This window comes from Mycobacterium sp. (assembly GCF_044370595.1).
Classification (GTDB): Bacteria; Actinomycetota; Actinomycetes; order Mycobacteriales; family Mycobacteriaceae; genus Mycobacterium.
This window is the reverse complement of sequence record NZ_JBILVF010000091.1, coordinates 1-13072: the sequence shown is the minus strand read 5'-3', so window position 1 is coordinate 13072 and position 13072 is coordinate 1. Positions and strand designations below refer to the sequence as shown.

Genomic DNA, 13072 nt, shown 5'->3' with positions numbered 1-13072 from the left:
GTAGCCGGGCTGCTGATAGCCCTGGTCGGGGTAGCCGCCCTGGTCCGGGTAGGCCGAGCGGGACGGGTATCCGCCCTGCTGAGGGTAGGGATCGTGGTAGCCGCCCTGGTCGGGGTAGGCCGGGCGAGGTTCGGGGGCGCCGGCCCTTGGATCGTCCTGGGGGCGGCCGTACTGGTCGTCGTAATACTCGTCGCCAGGGCGGCCCTGGCCGCGGTAGCTCGGGTTGTCGGTCATCGCTGGCACTCCTGATTCTGCGGTGTACGCGTGGTTCGATTCTGCTGGTCCGGATGCGGGACTAGACGGGCGGGGGTGGGCACGGGGGTGGGCACGGGGGTAGGCACGGCGCTCGGCGTCAGGGTTGACGACGGCCCAGGCGCGGTACTGGCCGGTGTGCAGGCTGTCGGCCTGCTCGAACCGAACCACCACCTCACCGTAAGTCTGCCAGCCCTGCTCGCCGATATATCCGGCCAGGTGCCTGGCGAAGGCCTCTGCGGTGAGGTCCCGGTCGGCGCTGACCTTCTCGAAATCGGACGCGCTGAGGGTGATGACGTACTCGTTGGGTGCCAACAACCGTCCGCCGGACAGTGTCTGCACGCCGTCGGAGGCCTCCCGCCGCAGCAGGGACTCAACCTCCTGGGGCACGATCGAGCCGCCGAAGACCCGCGCAAATGCATCACCCACGCCGTCTTCGAGCATGCGCTCGATGCGATGCGCCAGACCTCTCTGGTTGCCCACTGGAACCGCTACCTCGATTCACCCGCCTGCGCGCTGTTACTGCAGTGACTCCATGGTAGAGGCCAGGGTCGGCCCGGAGGGTGCAGGCGAACCGCGCGTCCTAAGTCGGTGCAGGTCACAGGCATGCGTCGGAGTCCGCGCCGGGCTGTCTCGGCCGGGGTGCGGTTTGGGGAGCAGTTCGTTGACCGTGATAGTCTCCGGAGACGTTTCGGGCGAGTGGCGGAATGGCAGACGCGCTGGCTTCAGGTGCCAGTGTCCTTCGGGACGTGGGGGTTCAAGTCCCCCTTCGCCCACAGCGAGCAGTTCGGTGAACTGCGAGCACTGAGGTCACGAACTCGAAAGAGGTCGTGACCTTTGTGTTTGGACCCTTGTATTTGGGAGACGGCGTCTGCGGTCACCGACGGCCTCGGGGCTCAGAATTTGCCGGTCATCCGCCTGTAATGATCCCACGTGATGGGCTGCTTCTTTATGTGCGTGACAAGTACGGTCGGGTCGAAATACAAGTCAATTCCCGCCCGATAAGCCTTGACACACCAGGACACGTCTTCCCCGACCGAATCGACGACTTCTCTACCATTGACGTCTTCGCCAACCTTGACGTATTCGAGATTGAACCACGGACGCGGTATGCGCTCGAAAACACCGGACTTCATCGCGACGAATCCAAACCCGATACTTTGCACCTTTATCGGGTCTTTCATTCTGACGATTTGGTTGGCGGGCATTCCACCGGGAGTCCCCCATGCATGCACCGTCGTCGTTGAACCGTCCTCCAGGAGATAAGCCCCTGATATGACGTCAAACCTCGAGTCGTAGATCTTGAAGAATTGGTCCGGAGTCCAGGCAATGTCCGAATCAATCCAGAAAATCTTCTTATATCTCATGTCTTTCCCGCCCGGGGTTTTCTGGGTGGGATCCAGGTTACGGCCCTCTGTCCCGCTTGCCGTCAACTCCCTGGCGTGGTGCACCAGCGAGGAGTAATTGTTCAACCATTTGTAGGTAACACCCCTCTTGTCGCACTCGGCCAGGGTCAGAACCAAACTCTTCACATACTGTGCTTCCACCATCGCCCCTGGCGTGGCGATCAGGACGTCATAGTGGTTCATCGCACTCTTTCCGCCGAAAGCGAAGGTCACATAACGCCGATCACACTAATCCACAAAGTCGTGGGGCCGTTGCTTTGAAAGCTGTGTGCTGGGTCAGCGGACGGGCCAGGCGGGTCCGGACGCTGCCGCCTCCGCTGACTGAGATCGCTGACTCGACAAGGCGGCAGAAATTGCGCATGGAGTCTGAACAACCGGCCCGCGTCCGGTGGACCGAATCTTGACACTCTGTCAACAGCCCGCCTAGTTTCTTTGCGGTACTTGACCACAGATAATCCGTTGAACGTCAACTGAGGGGGCGATGTGGCGGCACCACGAACGTCGTATGTGGCGGCGGGCCTTGCCCTGTTGAGCGCTGGGATGGTGTCTATGCCCGCCAGTGACGCGGCCGCCGCCGACCGACAGCCCGCCGAGTCCTACCGGCTGACGGCCGCCGCGACCGCCCTGACAGCGAGCACCGTGGTCGGCAGTGAGCCCTCGCCGGCCAACGTTCCGGCCAATCTGCTCACCTTGATCCGCAGTATCCCGGCGTGGGAAATCCAGGCGTTGGACCGCTTTGCTGACGCCATGAACGCCACCGGTAGTTGGCAGGTGTGGGGGCCGACCAATGTGCTCGGCTTCGACGAACAGGATCCGCCGAAGCTCAAGGCGGTGATCGACATGATGATGCCGATCCAGCCGTTCTCGTCGGTGCTGGGCGAGCAATTCAGTTGGTGGGCTGGGGCCAACTTCCCGATGAACGCCGGTTGTGCAGCCAAGCCGGGTGCATGCCCTGCCTTGAATTCGTTGTTGGACAGCACGTTCAAGGTGCCGACGTCCCGTCTGTACGAGGGATATCAGTTCCCCGCCGTCACCAACCCGTTCACCGGTGCGCCGACCTCGTGGTCAGGCCGGTACGTCAAGCTCGATCCGGGGGCCGCCTTCGCGGCGTTGGAGTCCTACCTGACCGGTCCCCGCCGGGCCGTGGCCACGGTGACGCTGGGCGAGGCTACTGCCGTGGTGGCCAAGGCCGCGAAGGCGGTCGCTGACGCCTACAACCCCTTCGTGCCCAACAGCGAGTGGTTCAACCCCCAGCAGACCGGTTTGGCCGACGCGTTCCGGGTGCTCGCGCCGAACTTCTGCCGAACCTGCGATCCCGAGAAGCCCTACGACAATCCGTGGCTGTACGACAACTACCCGGCGAAGTCCGGCCCGGCCCCCTTTGCGGCGGTCGCCGCGGAGGGCATCCCGGACACCGCGACCGCCACCGGTACCGCGGGCCCGCTCATGACCGAGATGGCGGCTGTGGTGAACGAAGTCTTATTTGCTGAGATGGCCGAAGAGTCGACTGTCGACAAAGTACCGACCCTGTCGGACCGCTCCGCTGACACCAGTGAGCCGAACCGATCGACGGCGGCGCGGCGCGGACTGCGAGCCTCGGCCGACTAGCGTCCGGCGCCATAGGCGACCCTTAACGCGTCGGCGCACACCCGCTTCGGCGAAGATGAAGCAATGGCAGTCCCCCGTCGCGTTCTCGAAGAAGAAGAACTCAAGCCTTTCCAGGTGGAGTTGCTCAAGATGCAGCGCTATCTGGAAGAGGAGAACCGCCGGATGATTGTCCTGTTCGAGGGGCGCGACGCGGCCGGCAAGGGCGGCACCATCCGCCGGGTAACCCGCTACATGAACGAGAAGCACTACCGGGTGGTGGCGCTGGGCAGGCCCACCGAGGAGCAGCGTAGCCAGTGGTACTTCCAGCGCTACGTCGCGCAGTTCCCCACCGGCGGGGAGATCGTGCTGTTCGACCGGTCCTGGTACAACCGCGCGATGGTGGAACCGGTGTTCGGCTTCTGCACCGATGAGGAGTACCGGAACTTCCTCAAGGGCGTTGTGGGCTTCGAGAAGGACCTGGTGCGCCAGGGCACCACCCTGGTGAAGCTGTACTTCAGTGTCACCAAGGAAGAGCAGGCCCGCCGCTTCGAGCGTCGCCGCGATGATCCGCTGCGCCAGTGGAAGCTGTCCGAGATCGACGTTCAGGCCCAGGAGCACTGGGACGACTTCACCGACGCGAAGTACAAAATGCTGCGCCGAACCAGCACGCCCGATGCCCCCTGGACCATCATTCGCTCGGAGAACAAGCACAAGGCGCGGCTGAACGCCATCAAGGTAATCCTGCAAGCGGTTCCCTACGAGGGCCGGGCCACCGACGTCGACTTCGTGCCCGATCCGGAGGTCGTCATCCCCGGCGCCCACGAACTGGCGTTGATGGAGGCAGAACGAATCCGCAGCGGCAAGTTCACCGGCTGATCCTCGCTAGCGTGGTGCCATGACCGGACGGGTGCGACGGCTGCGAGCCGCTGCAAAGGTGGCGCTGGGCCTGGGTCTGGGCATGGCCGGGACGCTGGTTCCGATCGCCACCGCGCCCCCGGCGTCGGCCTGTCCGGCCGGCATGTTCACCGACCCCTACACCGGACGCTGCTACACCCAGGGCGCGTTGCCGACCGTCAGCGGAATCCCGTGCATCCCCGGCAAGTCGTTGGGCACCTGTCTGAGCATTCTGCAGAACCAGCCCGTTCCGGGTGGCGGCGCCGCTCCCCCGGGCGGGCCCTGGCCGTAGGGCTCAGGCTCCGTCGGAGAAGATCGCCACCGCACGGGTCCACCCCGCCGACGCCGCATGCACCTTGACCGGAAAGCACGCCACCTCAAAACCGCGGGCCGGCAGTGACTCCAGGTTGTGCAGCTTCTCCAGATGGCAGTAGCCGATCGTGCGGCCGGCGCGGTGGCCCTCCCAGATGATCGCCGCGTCGTGGCTTTCGGCATACCGCTGCGCGGTGTATCCGAAGGGTGCGTCCCAACTCCAGGCGTCGGTCCCGGTGAGACGCACCCCTTGCTCGAGGAGGTACAGCGTGGCTGCACGGCCCATCCCGCAGCCCTTGCTCACATAGCCGGGCTGACCGTAATGCGTTCCGGCGCTGGTGTTTACCAAAACGATCTCCAGCGGGCTCAGGGTGTGCCCGATCCGGTCGAGTTCGGCTTCGACGTCGGTGGCCGACACCACATAGCCGTCCGGAAATCCCCGGAAGTCCAGCTTGACCGCCGGCTGCAGGCACCAGTCCAGCGGCACCTCGTCGATGGTAATGGCCCGCTTCCCGCCGTCCATCGTGGAGGCGTAGTGATACGGAGCGTCCAGGTGGGTTCCGTTGTGGGTGGTGATGCGCACCCGTTCGATCGCCCAGCCCTCCCCGTCGGGAAGGTCCTGCACCGTCGCCCCGGGAAAAAACGACACCACCTCGGCGGCGGTCTGCCGGTGGTCGTAATAGTCGATCTCGGGAAGGTGGCCTGGGGGGTCTGAGTCGATCCCGGCTTGCAGTGGCACCGACAGGTCGACGAACCGGCGAGCGGCCATGGCGGCCATCGTAGCCACGCGGGGATGGTCTAATCGCGGCATGGGTAATGGCGGAATCCCGGCCGGTCCCGACGATGTCACCGCGCAATGGCTCACCGGAGTTCTCGGTCGGCCCGACGGTCCGGTCGCGATCGACGCCGTGCAGGTGAGCCCCGTGGGAACCGGTCAGACCGGTGCCACCTACCGCATCGCCGTGCAGTACGCAGCCCCTGCGGATCTGCCCGACTCCTTCGTGATCAAGCTGCCCGCCCAGGATCCGGCGGTGCGCCAACGGGTCGCTCTCAGCTACCGCTCGGAGCACGCGTTCTACACCCGCGTCGCCGACACCGTGGCGGTGCCGCTCCCCCGCTGCTATCACTGCACCTACACCGATTCCGGGGACTTCGCCCTGCTGCTCGCCGATATGGCGCCGGCGCAGCAGGGCGACCAGATCCGCGGCTGCACGGCCGCCGAGGCGCACCTGGCGGTGACCGCGCTGGCCGGGTTGCACGGCCCACGGTGGTGCGACCCGACATGGCTGTCGTTCGACGGCACGGTCATGCCCAAGCCCGACGAGGCCACCGCCCGCGGACTGGGTGACATCACCCGACTGGCGGCCACCACGACGATCGATAAAGTAGGCGATCGCCTTGATCCGGCCGACCGTGCGACGGTGCTCGAGGCGGCGGACGTGATCGCCGACTGGCTGCTGGGCGCCGGTGAACGGTTCAGCATCCTGCACGGGGATTACCGGGCTGACAACCTGTTGTTCCAGGCCGGGGAGGTGACCGTGGTGGACTGGCAGACGCTGGCCGTGGGGCTACCGGCGCGCGACCTCGCCTATTTCATCGGGACCAGCCTGCAACCCGCCGAACGGACAGGCCACGAACGCGCCCTCGTGCAGGCCTATCGGCAGGCGCTGTGCGGCTACGGGGTCACCGACTACGACGACGAAACCTGTTGGCAGGATTACCGTTTCGGGATGCTGCAGATTCCACTGATCACCACGCTCGGTTTTGCGTTCTCCGCCGCCACCGAACGCGGCGACGACATGGTGGTGACCATGCTGGAGCGGGGCAGCCGCGCCATCCGGGACCTCGGCACGCTGGAGTTGGTGCGCGCGGGCCGGTGACTCAGCCCTGATCGGCGCGGGCGTCCGAGGACGGGCCGTCAGGGTCGGTGGAGATGTCCGGGGTGAAATCGTCGGCGGCCAATCCCGGCGCTGCGGAGACCTGCTCTCCGGCCGCCGGCGCTGGCCAGGTCACGTCCCCGGCGGGCTCCGCAGTGCGCTCATGGCGCCAGTCCCGCACCAACTGCACGATGCCGGCAGCCGCGAGAGCGATCACCACCACCGCCAACGGCGTGCTGCCGGTCAGTGCGGCGATGACCAGCGCGAGCAGACCCGCAATGGCCAACCCCAGCACAGCGCGCACGGTTCCAGTCTGCCTGCACGCTGCCCATCAGGCGGTATGGCGTGCAGGCGGCGTGTTACCTCAGGCGGCGGGCCGCTGTCCCAGACTCACGTGGACGACTGTTGCCACCGGCTGGGGCGCTGACTCGGTGCGGGACAGCAACTCCGCGCTCTCGGGAAGCTCGCGGGGGTTGATCGTGCCGTCAGCGACCTGGCGCAGCAGCGCATGGGCGTGTGCCAACTGGTGGCGTTTGCGGTACTGCCCACCCGGCAGCTTGATCCCCGCCCACACGCCGTATTCCTCGCCGCCTTCGACCGCCTGCCGGGCACAGAGGCGCTGCTGGGCAAGCGGGCAGCGGCGCAGACAAATGGTGCGGGCCTTCGTCGCGGACTGCTCGTAGACGCGGGCTTTGGCGGCCCCGTCGCTGGCGTCATCGTCGGCGTAACCGAACCACAGATCGGGGTCGGCCGAGCACGGGCGGATTTCCATCAGAGCCTCCTCAGGTGAGTTTCGATGACGGAACCGTATATGCAACGTCCGTCCCCCGCAAGTAAAACGTTAACAGAAACATATATACATAGGTGCCTGTGTACGATTCGGCCATGCTGGGAGCCCGACCGTGAGCCGCGAAGCGGCCGGTGCCGCAATCCGGGCACTGCGGGAGTCGCGGGACTGGTCGCTGGCCGACCTGGCAGCGGCCACCGGGGTCAGCATCATGGGGTTGAGCTATCTGGAGCGCGGCGCCCGCAAACCCCACAAAGGTACAGTTCAAAAGGTTGAGAATGGTCTGGGTCTGCCCCCGGGAACCTACGCACGCCTCCTTGTGGCCGACGACCCGGACGCCGAGCTGGCGCTACTTCTGAACACCCCGGGAGCGTCGCCGGCGGTACCCCGCACACCGGGGCCGGTGGTGGTGAACCGCCACAGCGACGCCGATGTGCTGGAGGCGCACGCCGAGGCGCACCTGGAATCTCTCAATTCGTTGATAGCCCGCCTGCCGGCGGAGACGTCAAACGAATATGAGACGTATATTCTGACCGTGATCGCTCAGTGCGTGAAGGCCGAGATGCTCGCGGCCAACTCCTGGCGGGTGGCCGTCAACGCCGGGGCGCAGTCCGCGGATCGTCTGATGGCCCATCTGAGGACCCTGGAGACCATCCGCGCGGCACTGCTGGCCCGGATGCCGGGCAGCATCAGCGCCCGCTTCGACCGGGCCTGTGAGCGCAGCGCGCTGCCCGATGCGGTGATCGCGGCGCTGCTCGGGGTGGGCCCCGAGGAGATGTGGGACATCCGTAACAAGGGATTGATCCCGCCCGGCGCCCTGCCGCGGGTGCGTGCGTTCGTCGAGGCGCAGTCCTGATGGCCGGTGATGATGGCCGGTGACGTGGAACTCCTCATCCGCGCGCACGCGTTGTTCGGCGGCGGCGGCGGCGGCGGCGGCGCCGAACCGGGCCGGCTGGATGCCGCAAGCTCCCCCACCGCCCAGCCTGAGCACCGCGGTGCCACGGCCGCCGCGTACCGGCAGGCCGCCTCATCGCGGACAGCCGACCTCGCCACCGCCCGCGGCGTCGATGACGAATTCACGCGGATCATGGCCGCCGCCTACCGCGCTCACCGGGTCGCCCACCGCGATACCGCCGCCGTGCTGGCGGCGGCCCGCGCCGAGTCCCCGGTGGCTGACAACCCGATCGCGGCGCGAGAGGCGTTGCGCCGCAAAATCGCCCGACTCAGGGCCCAGCAGGCGCACGTGCTCACCGCGCGGCGTCGCGCGCAGCGCCGGCGGGCCGAACTACGCCGACTGCGGTATCGGCGCGCGGGACGCACCGGTTCGCGGGATCGGCGGGCCGGACTCGCGGTGCGGGCCGCGCTGAGCCGCCTGGGCCGGCCCTACGTGTGGGGGGCGACCGGCCCGGACCGTTTCGACTGTTCGGGTCTGGTCCAGTGGGCCTACGCCCGCGCCGGGCTTTCCCTGCGCCGAACCACCTACGAGCAGATCCTGGACGGGGCGGCGGTGTCGCCATCCCAGGTACGTCCCGGCGATCTGGTCTTTCCGCACACCGGGCACGTCCAGATGGCGATCGGGAACAACCTCGTCGTGGAAGCCCCGCAACCCGGCGGCACCGTGCAGATCAGTCGCATGGGGCCAAGCGTCGCGATACGGCGTCCCCTCTGAGGTGACCGATCCCCGTCCGGTCCGGGTGAGTTGTTCACCCCTGCGGGCCGTGGGTACCGTCTGGTCCCATGGTGCTGGCAGGAGACTCCGCCGACGCCCTGGCGGCCGCCCGGCAGGCGTTGGCGGCCCGGGACGCCGATCTGGCTGACGCGGACCGGGTGCTGGCCGATGCGGTCGCGAGCGCCCACGCCATCGCCGTGGATTCACTCGGCCGCATCGATGCGATCACCGCTGATGTCGAGGCCGCGGCAACCGAACAGCCCAGAGACAATCCTGCCGGAGCCCGTGAAGTGGGCCGCCACCTGGTGACCAAGAGCCGGGAAGTTACCGACGTGATCAGTGCCGCCAGGGCTGCGGTTGACGCCAAAACCGTTGCGCTGAAAGAACTTGCGGAGCGCTACCGACGCTGAGCAGTCATGCACAGCGGTGAATTGTCCACCGCCTCGGTGCTCCCTAGAGTCACCGACATGAAAGGGAATCGGTGGCAACCCACCAAGATCTGCTCGAGGCGATAAACCGCGTACGCGCCGCCACCGGCAATCGCGACGCCTGGCAGGGTGGGCTGTCCGGTGACGACATCGCCGCGGCGTGTAACCCGTTCAGTTCACCGTCCATGCTGGGTGCGGTTCTCACCAAGATCGTCGCCGCCCATCCCGATGCCTTTCTGCCCGGTGTGGCACCGAGCGCGCCGCCCGCCAGCCAGGGTGTGGCCGCCGCCGCGATCCGGGACGCCGAAACCGCTCTGGCGCATCAGAATTCCACCGCGGCCCAGGTGGATCTGCAAGTCGTCACCGCGGTGCTCAACGCTCATGTCGCCAACGCCGACGGAGCAGCCGAACTGGACCGTCTGCAGCGCGACATCGAGGCGGCCGTGCTGTCCCGTACCGACCTCGACACCCCGGCCGGGGCGCGTGAGTTCCAGCGTTACCTGATCGGCAAACTGCGGGAGATCCGGACCGTGGTGGACACCGCCGGCCTGGACGCCACCTCCAAAGCCGCCCTCGCGGCGGCGCTGGCCTCGCTCTACGCCTCCGCAACCCCGGATGTCGCCCCAGCTGAATCCGAGGCGGCGGAATCCACAACGCCGCAGCAGACGTCATCACGAAGCGGTGGCGCCGAGTCGCCCACGGTGCCGGACGACCCGTCGGCAGCCGAACCCAGCCGGCCCCGGGAGTCTGCTGACTTCGACCTTGTTCCGGCGCGAACCGACCTCGACGACTTCGCCAGCCCTGATGACGTCACCAACCTTGACGAGTTCGCCGACGTGCCGGAAGCGCTCGGCTCGCCGTGGGACATCAGCGCACCACCACCCGACGCAATGGCCGGGTTGCCGTCCTCTCCGATGGCGCCACCGTTCATGCCGACGCCCGCAATGGGCCCGCCGGCCATGCCTGCGCCCGCCATACCGCCGGCGGCCCCGGCCTGGGGTGCAGAGGCCCCGTTCGGCGGCATGTCGGCTCTCCCGGATCTAGGCCGCTCAGGGTTGCCCGCCAACGCCGGCCTCGATACAGGCCTCGAGGACCTCCTACCGGACCGGGACACGGACCTGCCGCCCCGCGAGGATCCGCCGAACGGGGACGCCGGGGACGGGGACGCCGGGGACGGGGACGCCGGGAGCGCACCCGGCGACCCGTCGGTGGCTGGCGTTGACCCCGACCCCACGGCGCCCGACCCCAACACGGTGGTGCTGCCAGACGGGCAGACCATCACCGCTCCGAGCCCGCAGATCGCCGCCGCCATCGGCGCCGCAGTGGCCGGGACCGCGATTCCGGAGGCCTTCCGGCAGCAGGGCATCGCCCTTCCGTTGCCCGGTTCGCCCGTCGCCGCGCCCCTCGACGCCTGCACGTTGCAGCCCGGTGATATCGGCATGTTCGCCGACCGGCACGCCCTCGCACTGGGTAACGGCACAGCCCTGCTGGACAACCAGATTCAGCCGGTCGCCAACGTCACCGGGTTCGGTTTTCTAGGCTGGCAGCATCCCCCCGGCCCGACCACCACCAATCCCCAACCGCCGGCAGCTCCGGCGCCCGCCCCGGCCCCGACGGCCCCGTCCTGACAGGAGTGAGCGATGACAGAGCGCCTCAATGTGGTGCCCGGGGAGCTTCGGCAGGCCGCCGGAAAGCATCGGCAGACCGCCGAGCAACTCGGCGCCGTATCGGCCGGGCACGCCGAGGTGATGGCCACGTTGGACTCCCTCGGCCCGATCTTCGCCGAATTCCGAGACGCCGGAGCCGAACTGCTGGATCAGCGGCGGGTGTGTTACGAGCAGCAGGCCGCCGCGCACGCGGAGATGGCCGACCGTCTCGACCACGCGGCCGACGTCTGGGAGAACCAGGACGCCGACGCCGCGCAGCGACTTCGTAACGTGCCGGGGCAGGGCACGTGAGCGAACCCGATCCGGAGTTCGACGCGGTTCATCCCAGCGGGCACGTGCTGTTCCGGTCCAGCCGCGGCGGCTACCTGCACAGCGTGGTGCTCTCCGAGGCGGTACTGGACATTGATGCGCAGACCCTGGCCGAGGCGGTGCTTCGGGCCTCGGACGTCTCGCATCTGAAGGCCGTCATGCAGATCCGCCAGGAAATCCTCGACGCCGGGTTCAGTCCCTCGGCGGAGTTGCCCGGGGCCACGGACCTCAGTCGTGCTGAAGCCGCGTTGGCCGGCCATCGACTTTCCGAGCGCGAGTCCTGACTTAGCCGTTCTTGTCGTAGCCGTTCTTGTCGGTGCCCGATGCCGGGCGAATATCCCCAGGGCGAATATCCCCAGGGCGAATATCCCCAGGGCGAATATCCCCAGGGCGAATATCCCGGGGCGGCGCAACGGGATTGGAGCCGAACAGGTCGCGGGCTCGTCGCAGCAGCGCCCGAACCTCGTTGAGTTGTTGCTGCAGCATCGACTCGGCCATGCGGCCACGCTAACCGGATCGGCGTCCACCGACAATTCAGCGCCGTGGATTCCGCAGCCACCGCCTCAGGTCCGGGCAAACCCGGCGTTGATCGCATCCAGAACGGCCGTGTAGCGCCCTGCCTCGGGATGCCGGCCGGGTTTACCGCTGCTGACCAGTCCGACCGCAAGGTTGCGTGACGGGTCGGCCCAGACGGCGATGTTCGTCAAACCGGTATGGCCGAACGCATCCGGGGCGTTGCGGCCGAACGGGCCGAAGCGTTGGGAACCCAGCATGTAGCCGGTGCCCCACCGGATCGGCATCAGCCCGGTCGCGATGTCGGGGCGCAGCCGCCGGCACTCCCGGGTTGCCGCCCGCAGGGTCTCCGGACGCATCACCCGCAACCCGTCGAGCTCACCGCCGCGGCAGAGGATCTCGGCGAACCGGGACAGCTCCTCGGCGGTGGACACCGTGCTCGACGACGGCACCACGCTGGTCAGAAACATCGGGGAGTTGGAGAACGGGACGATCTTCTGCATGGACCCGCCGAGCGCGGCCTTCATCGCCGCCGCGATCGGGGCGGGCAGCGGCTTGCCGGTCACGTGGCTGGGCGCGACCAACGGGACGTCGGACTCGGCGACGCCGTAGTTGGTCCATCGGAACCCGAGCGGATCCAGGATCTCGGTGGCCAGGATCTCCCGGATGTTGCGTCCGGTCGCCGCCGAGACGATCTCCCGGATCAGCGGGCCCCAGGTCACCCCGTGGTAAAGATGCACCAGCCCGGGGCGGTGGATCGGTTTGAGTTCGCCGAGTTTCTCCCGGGCGTAGTCACTGTCGTTCATCCTCCGCAGATCCGGGCGCGGCCCGGTGGCCAACGGCACACCGGCGCTGTGGGTCATCACATGCCGGATCGTGGTGTGTTCCTTGCCGTGACCGGTGTAGCTCGGCAGGTAGTCGCAGACCCGGTCGTTGAGGGAGAAGGAACCCCGTTCGACGAGCATGTGCACCACCGTGGTGGTGATCGCCTTCGCCGCGGAGTAGACGCAGTAGGGGGTGCCGACGGTAACCGGGACCCGTTCGGCATCCGGAGGATCGGCGGGCCCGTTGCCCCAGGCGTGGCCGATGGCCCGGTTGAGAACCACCCGCCCGTTGTGCCGCAGACACAGCTGGATCGCGGGTTGCATTCCGGCGGTGTACCAATGCCGCACGGCGTCCCAGATCCGGTCGGCCGCGGCGGGGGAGAGGCCGCTGCGCTCCTCGCCGCCGCGGTCGGTGATGGCGTCCAGATCGGCCGGCACCGGGATGCGGCCCTCGGTCGACGTCGTCACGGTTGGCGGCGCAGCGTTGCGGCGAGATGGTGCTGCACCGGCTGGCCGACCGCCGCCATCCGCAGTGTGTAGTGCCATT

17 protein-coding genes, 1 tRNA gene and 1 pseudogene are annotated in these 13072 nt (G+C 67.6%); 11 read left to right on the top strand and 8 right to left on the bottom strand.

Annotation, left to right across the window (positions count from 1 at the left end; genetic code table 11):
- Positions 1–735: FhaA domain-containing protein (locus ADBZ5N_RS12420; RefSeq protein ID WP_526257784.1), on the bottom strand; the 735-nt coding region annotated here is incomplete at its 3' end.
- 210 nt (positions 736–945) lie between these two features.
- On the opposite strand from ADBZ5N_RS12420, the gene ADBZ5N_RS12415 reads away from it, so the two are divergent.
- Positions 946–1028, top strand: a tRNA-Leu gene (locus ADBZ5N_RS12415).
- A 120-nt stretch (positions 1029–1148) separates the two neighbouring features.
- Here ADBZ5N_RS12415 and ADBZ5N_RS12410 read toward each other — a convergent pair.
- Positions 1149–1871: a glycosyltransferase family 2 protein gene (locus ADBZ5N_RS12410; protein WP_526257783.1), complete on the bottom strand. Its 723-nt coding sequence runs from the start codon at positions 1869–1871 to the stop codon at positions 1149–1151.
- 336 nt (positions 1872–2207) lie between these two features.
- Between ADBZ5N_RS12410 and ADBZ5N_RS12405 the strand changes: the two genes are divergently transcribed.
- The 3 genes from ADBZ5N_RS12405 to ADBZ5N_RS12395 all read left to right on the top strand — a co-directional run bounded on the left by ADBZ5N_RS12405 (position 2208) and on the right by ADBZ5N_RS12395 (position 4431).
- Positions 2208–3266, top strand: coding sequence for a hypothetical protein (locus ADBZ5N_RS12405; protein WP_526257782.1), 1059 nt, complete (start codon positions 2208–2210; stop codon positions 3264–3266).
- Positions 3267–3329: 63 nt separating this feature from the next.
- Positions 3330–4121 carry a polyphosphate kinase 2 gene (gene ppk2, locus ADBZ5N_RS12400; protein WP_526257781.1) on the top strand — a complete coding sequence of 264 codons (792 nt, stop codon included), beginning with the start codon at positions 3330–3332 and terminating at the stop codon, positions 4119–4121.
- A 19-nt stretch (positions 4122–4140) separates the two neighbouring features.
- Complete coding sequence (locus ADBZ5N_RS12395) at positions 4141–4431, top strand: hypothetical protein (RefSeq protein WP_526257780.1); 291 nt, start codon at positions 4141–4143, stop codon at positions 4429–4431.
- 3 nt (positions 4432–4434) lie between these two features.
- Here ADBZ5N_RS12395 and ADBZ5N_RS12390 read toward each other — a convergent pair whose 3' ends face one another.
- The gene (locus ADBZ5N_RS12390) at positions 4435–5220 is read right to left on the bottom strand and encodes a cyclase family protein (protein WP_526257779.1); all 786 of its coding nucleotides are present in this window, start codon (positions 5218–5220) and stop codon (positions 4435–4437) included.
- Positions 5221–5260: 40 nt separating this feature from the next.
- Between ADBZ5N_RS12390 and ADBZ5N_RS12385 the strand changes: the two genes are divergently transcribed.
- The gene (locus ADBZ5N_RS12385) at positions 5261–6331 is read left to right on the top strand and encodes a phosphotransferase family protein (protein WP_526257778.1); all 1071 of its coding nucleotides are present in this window, start codon (positions 5261–5263) and stop codon (positions 6329–6331) included.
- 1 nt (position 6332) lies between these two features.
- Here ADBZ5N_RS12385 and ADBZ5N_RS12380 read toward each other — a convergent pair whose 3' ends face one another.
- Positions 6333–6632, bottom strand: a complete 300-nt coding sequence (locus ADBZ5N_RS12380) for a hypothetical protein (protein WP_526257777.1) — start codon at positions 6630–6632, stop codon at positions 6333–6335.
- A gap of 60 nt (positions 6633–6692) precedes the next feature.
- Positions 6693–7100, bottom strand: a complete 408-nt coding sequence (locus ADBZ5N_RS12375) for a WhiB family transcriptional regulator (protein WP_526257776.1) — start codon at positions 7098–7100, stop codon at positions 6693–6695.
- Positions 7101–7230: 130 nt separating this feature from the next.
- Here ADBZ5N_RS12375 and ADBZ5N_RS12370 point away from each other — a divergent pair, with 130 nt between their 5' ends.
- From ADBZ5N_RS12370 to ADBZ5N_RS12345, 6 genes are all read left to right on the top strand, one after another.
- Entirely contained in the window at positions 7231–7971 is a 741-nt protein-coding gene (locus ADBZ5N_RS12370; RefSeq protein ID WP_526257775.1) for a helix-turn-helix domain-containing protein, read from the top strand.
- 9 nt (positions 7972–7980) lie between these two features.
- Positions 7981–8784, top strand: coding sequence for a C40 family peptidase (locus ADBZ5N_RS12365; protein ID WP_526257774.1), 804 nt, complete (start codon positions 7981–7983; stop codon positions 8782–8784).
- A gap of 68 nt (positions 8785–8852) precedes the next feature.
- On the top strand, positions 8853–9194 hold the full coding sequence (locus ADBZ5N_RS12360) for a DUF4226 domain-containing protein (protein ID WP_526257773.1): 342 nt from the start codon (positions 8853–8855) through the stop codon (positions 9192–9194).
- Between the two features lie 71 nt (positions 9195–9265).
- Complete coding sequence (locus tag ADBZ5N_RS12355; protein WP_526257772.1) at positions 9266–10840, top strand: DUF4226 domain-containing protein; 1575 nt, start codon at positions 9266–9268, stop codon at positions 10838–10840.
- 12 nt (positions 10841–10852) lie between these two features.
- Positions 10853–11170, top strand: coding sequence for a type VII secretion target (locus ADBZ5N_RS12350; RefSeq protein ID WP_526257771.1), 318 nt, complete (start codon positions 10853–10855; stop codon positions 11168–11170).
- On the top strand, positions 11167–11472 hold the full coding sequence (locus tag ADBZ5N_RS12345; protein WP_526257770.1) for a DUF2694 family protein: 306 nt from the start codon (positions 11167–11169) through the stop codon (positions 11470–11472). The genes ADBZ5N_RS12350 and ADBZ5N_RS12345 overlap by 4 nt, the downstream gene beginning before the upstream one ends.
- A 1-nt stretch (position 11473) precedes the next feature.
- Here the strand turns inward: ADBZ5N_RS12345 and ADBZ5N_RS12340 are convergent, their stop codons facing one another.
- The 3 genes and pseudogenes from ADBZ5N_RS12340 to ADBZ5N_RS12330 all read right to left on the bottom strand — a co-directional run.
- A complete protein-coding gene (locus ADBZ5N_RS12340) occupies positions 11474–11686 on the bottom strand; it encodes a hypothetical protein (RefSeq protein ID WP_526257786.1) in 213 nt (70 codons plus the stop codon).
- A gap of 65 nt (positions 11687–11751) precedes the next feature.
- Positions 11752–12963: a lipase LipE gene (gene lipE, locus ADBZ5N_RS12335; RefSeq protein ID WP_526257785.1), complete on the bottom strand. Its 1212-nt coding sequence runs from the start codon at positions 12961–12963 to the stop codon at positions 11752–11754.
- Positions 12964–12989: 26 nt separating this feature from the next.
- A pseudogene (locus ADBZ5N_RS12330) lies at positions 12990–13072 on the bottom strand (fatty acid-binding-like protein); the annotation flags it as partial.

Coding starts and splice junctions, on each gene's coding strand:
- ADBZ5N_RS12405 (WP_526257782.1), top strand. CDS start 2,208: ATGCCCGCCAGTGACGCGGCCGCCGCCGACCGACAGCCCGCCGAGTCC.
- ppk2 (WP_526257781.1), top strand. CDS start 3,330: ATGGCAGTCCCCCGTCGCGTTCTCGAAGAAGAAGAACTCAAGCCTTTC.
- ADBZ5N_RS12395 (WP_526257780.1), top strand. CDS start 4,141: ATGACCGGACGGGTGCGACGGCTGCGAGCCGCTGCAAAGGTGGCGCTG.
- ADBZ5N_RS12390 (WP_526257779.1), bottom strand. CDS start 5,220: ATGGCCGCTCGCCGGTTCGTCGACCTGTCGGTGCCACTGCAAGCCGGG.
- ADBZ5N_RS12385 (WP_526257778.1), top strand. CDS start 5,261: ATGGGTAATGGCGGAATCCCGGCCGGTCCCGACGATGTCACCGCGCAA.
- ADBZ5N_RS12375 (WP_526257776.1), bottom strand. CDS start 7,100: ATGGAAATCCGCCCGTGCTCGGCCGACCCCGATCTGTGGTTCGGTTAC.
- ADBZ5N_RS12365 (WP_526257774.1), top strand. CDS start 7,981: ATGATGGCCGGTGACGTGGAACTCCTCATCCGCGCGCACGCGTTGTTC.
- ADBZ5N_RS12360 (WP_526257773.1), top strand. CDS start 8,853: ATGGTGCTGGCAGGAGACTCCGCCGACGCCCTGGCGGCCGCCCGGCAG.
- ADBZ5N_RS12350 (WP_526257771.1), top strand. CDS start 10,853: ATGACAGAGCGCCTCAATGTGGTGCCCGGGGAGCTTCGGCAGGCCGCC.
- ADBZ5N_RS12340 (WP_526257786.1), bottom strand. CDS start 11,686: ATGGCCGAGTCGATGCTGCAGCAACAACTCAACGAGGTTCGGGCGCTG.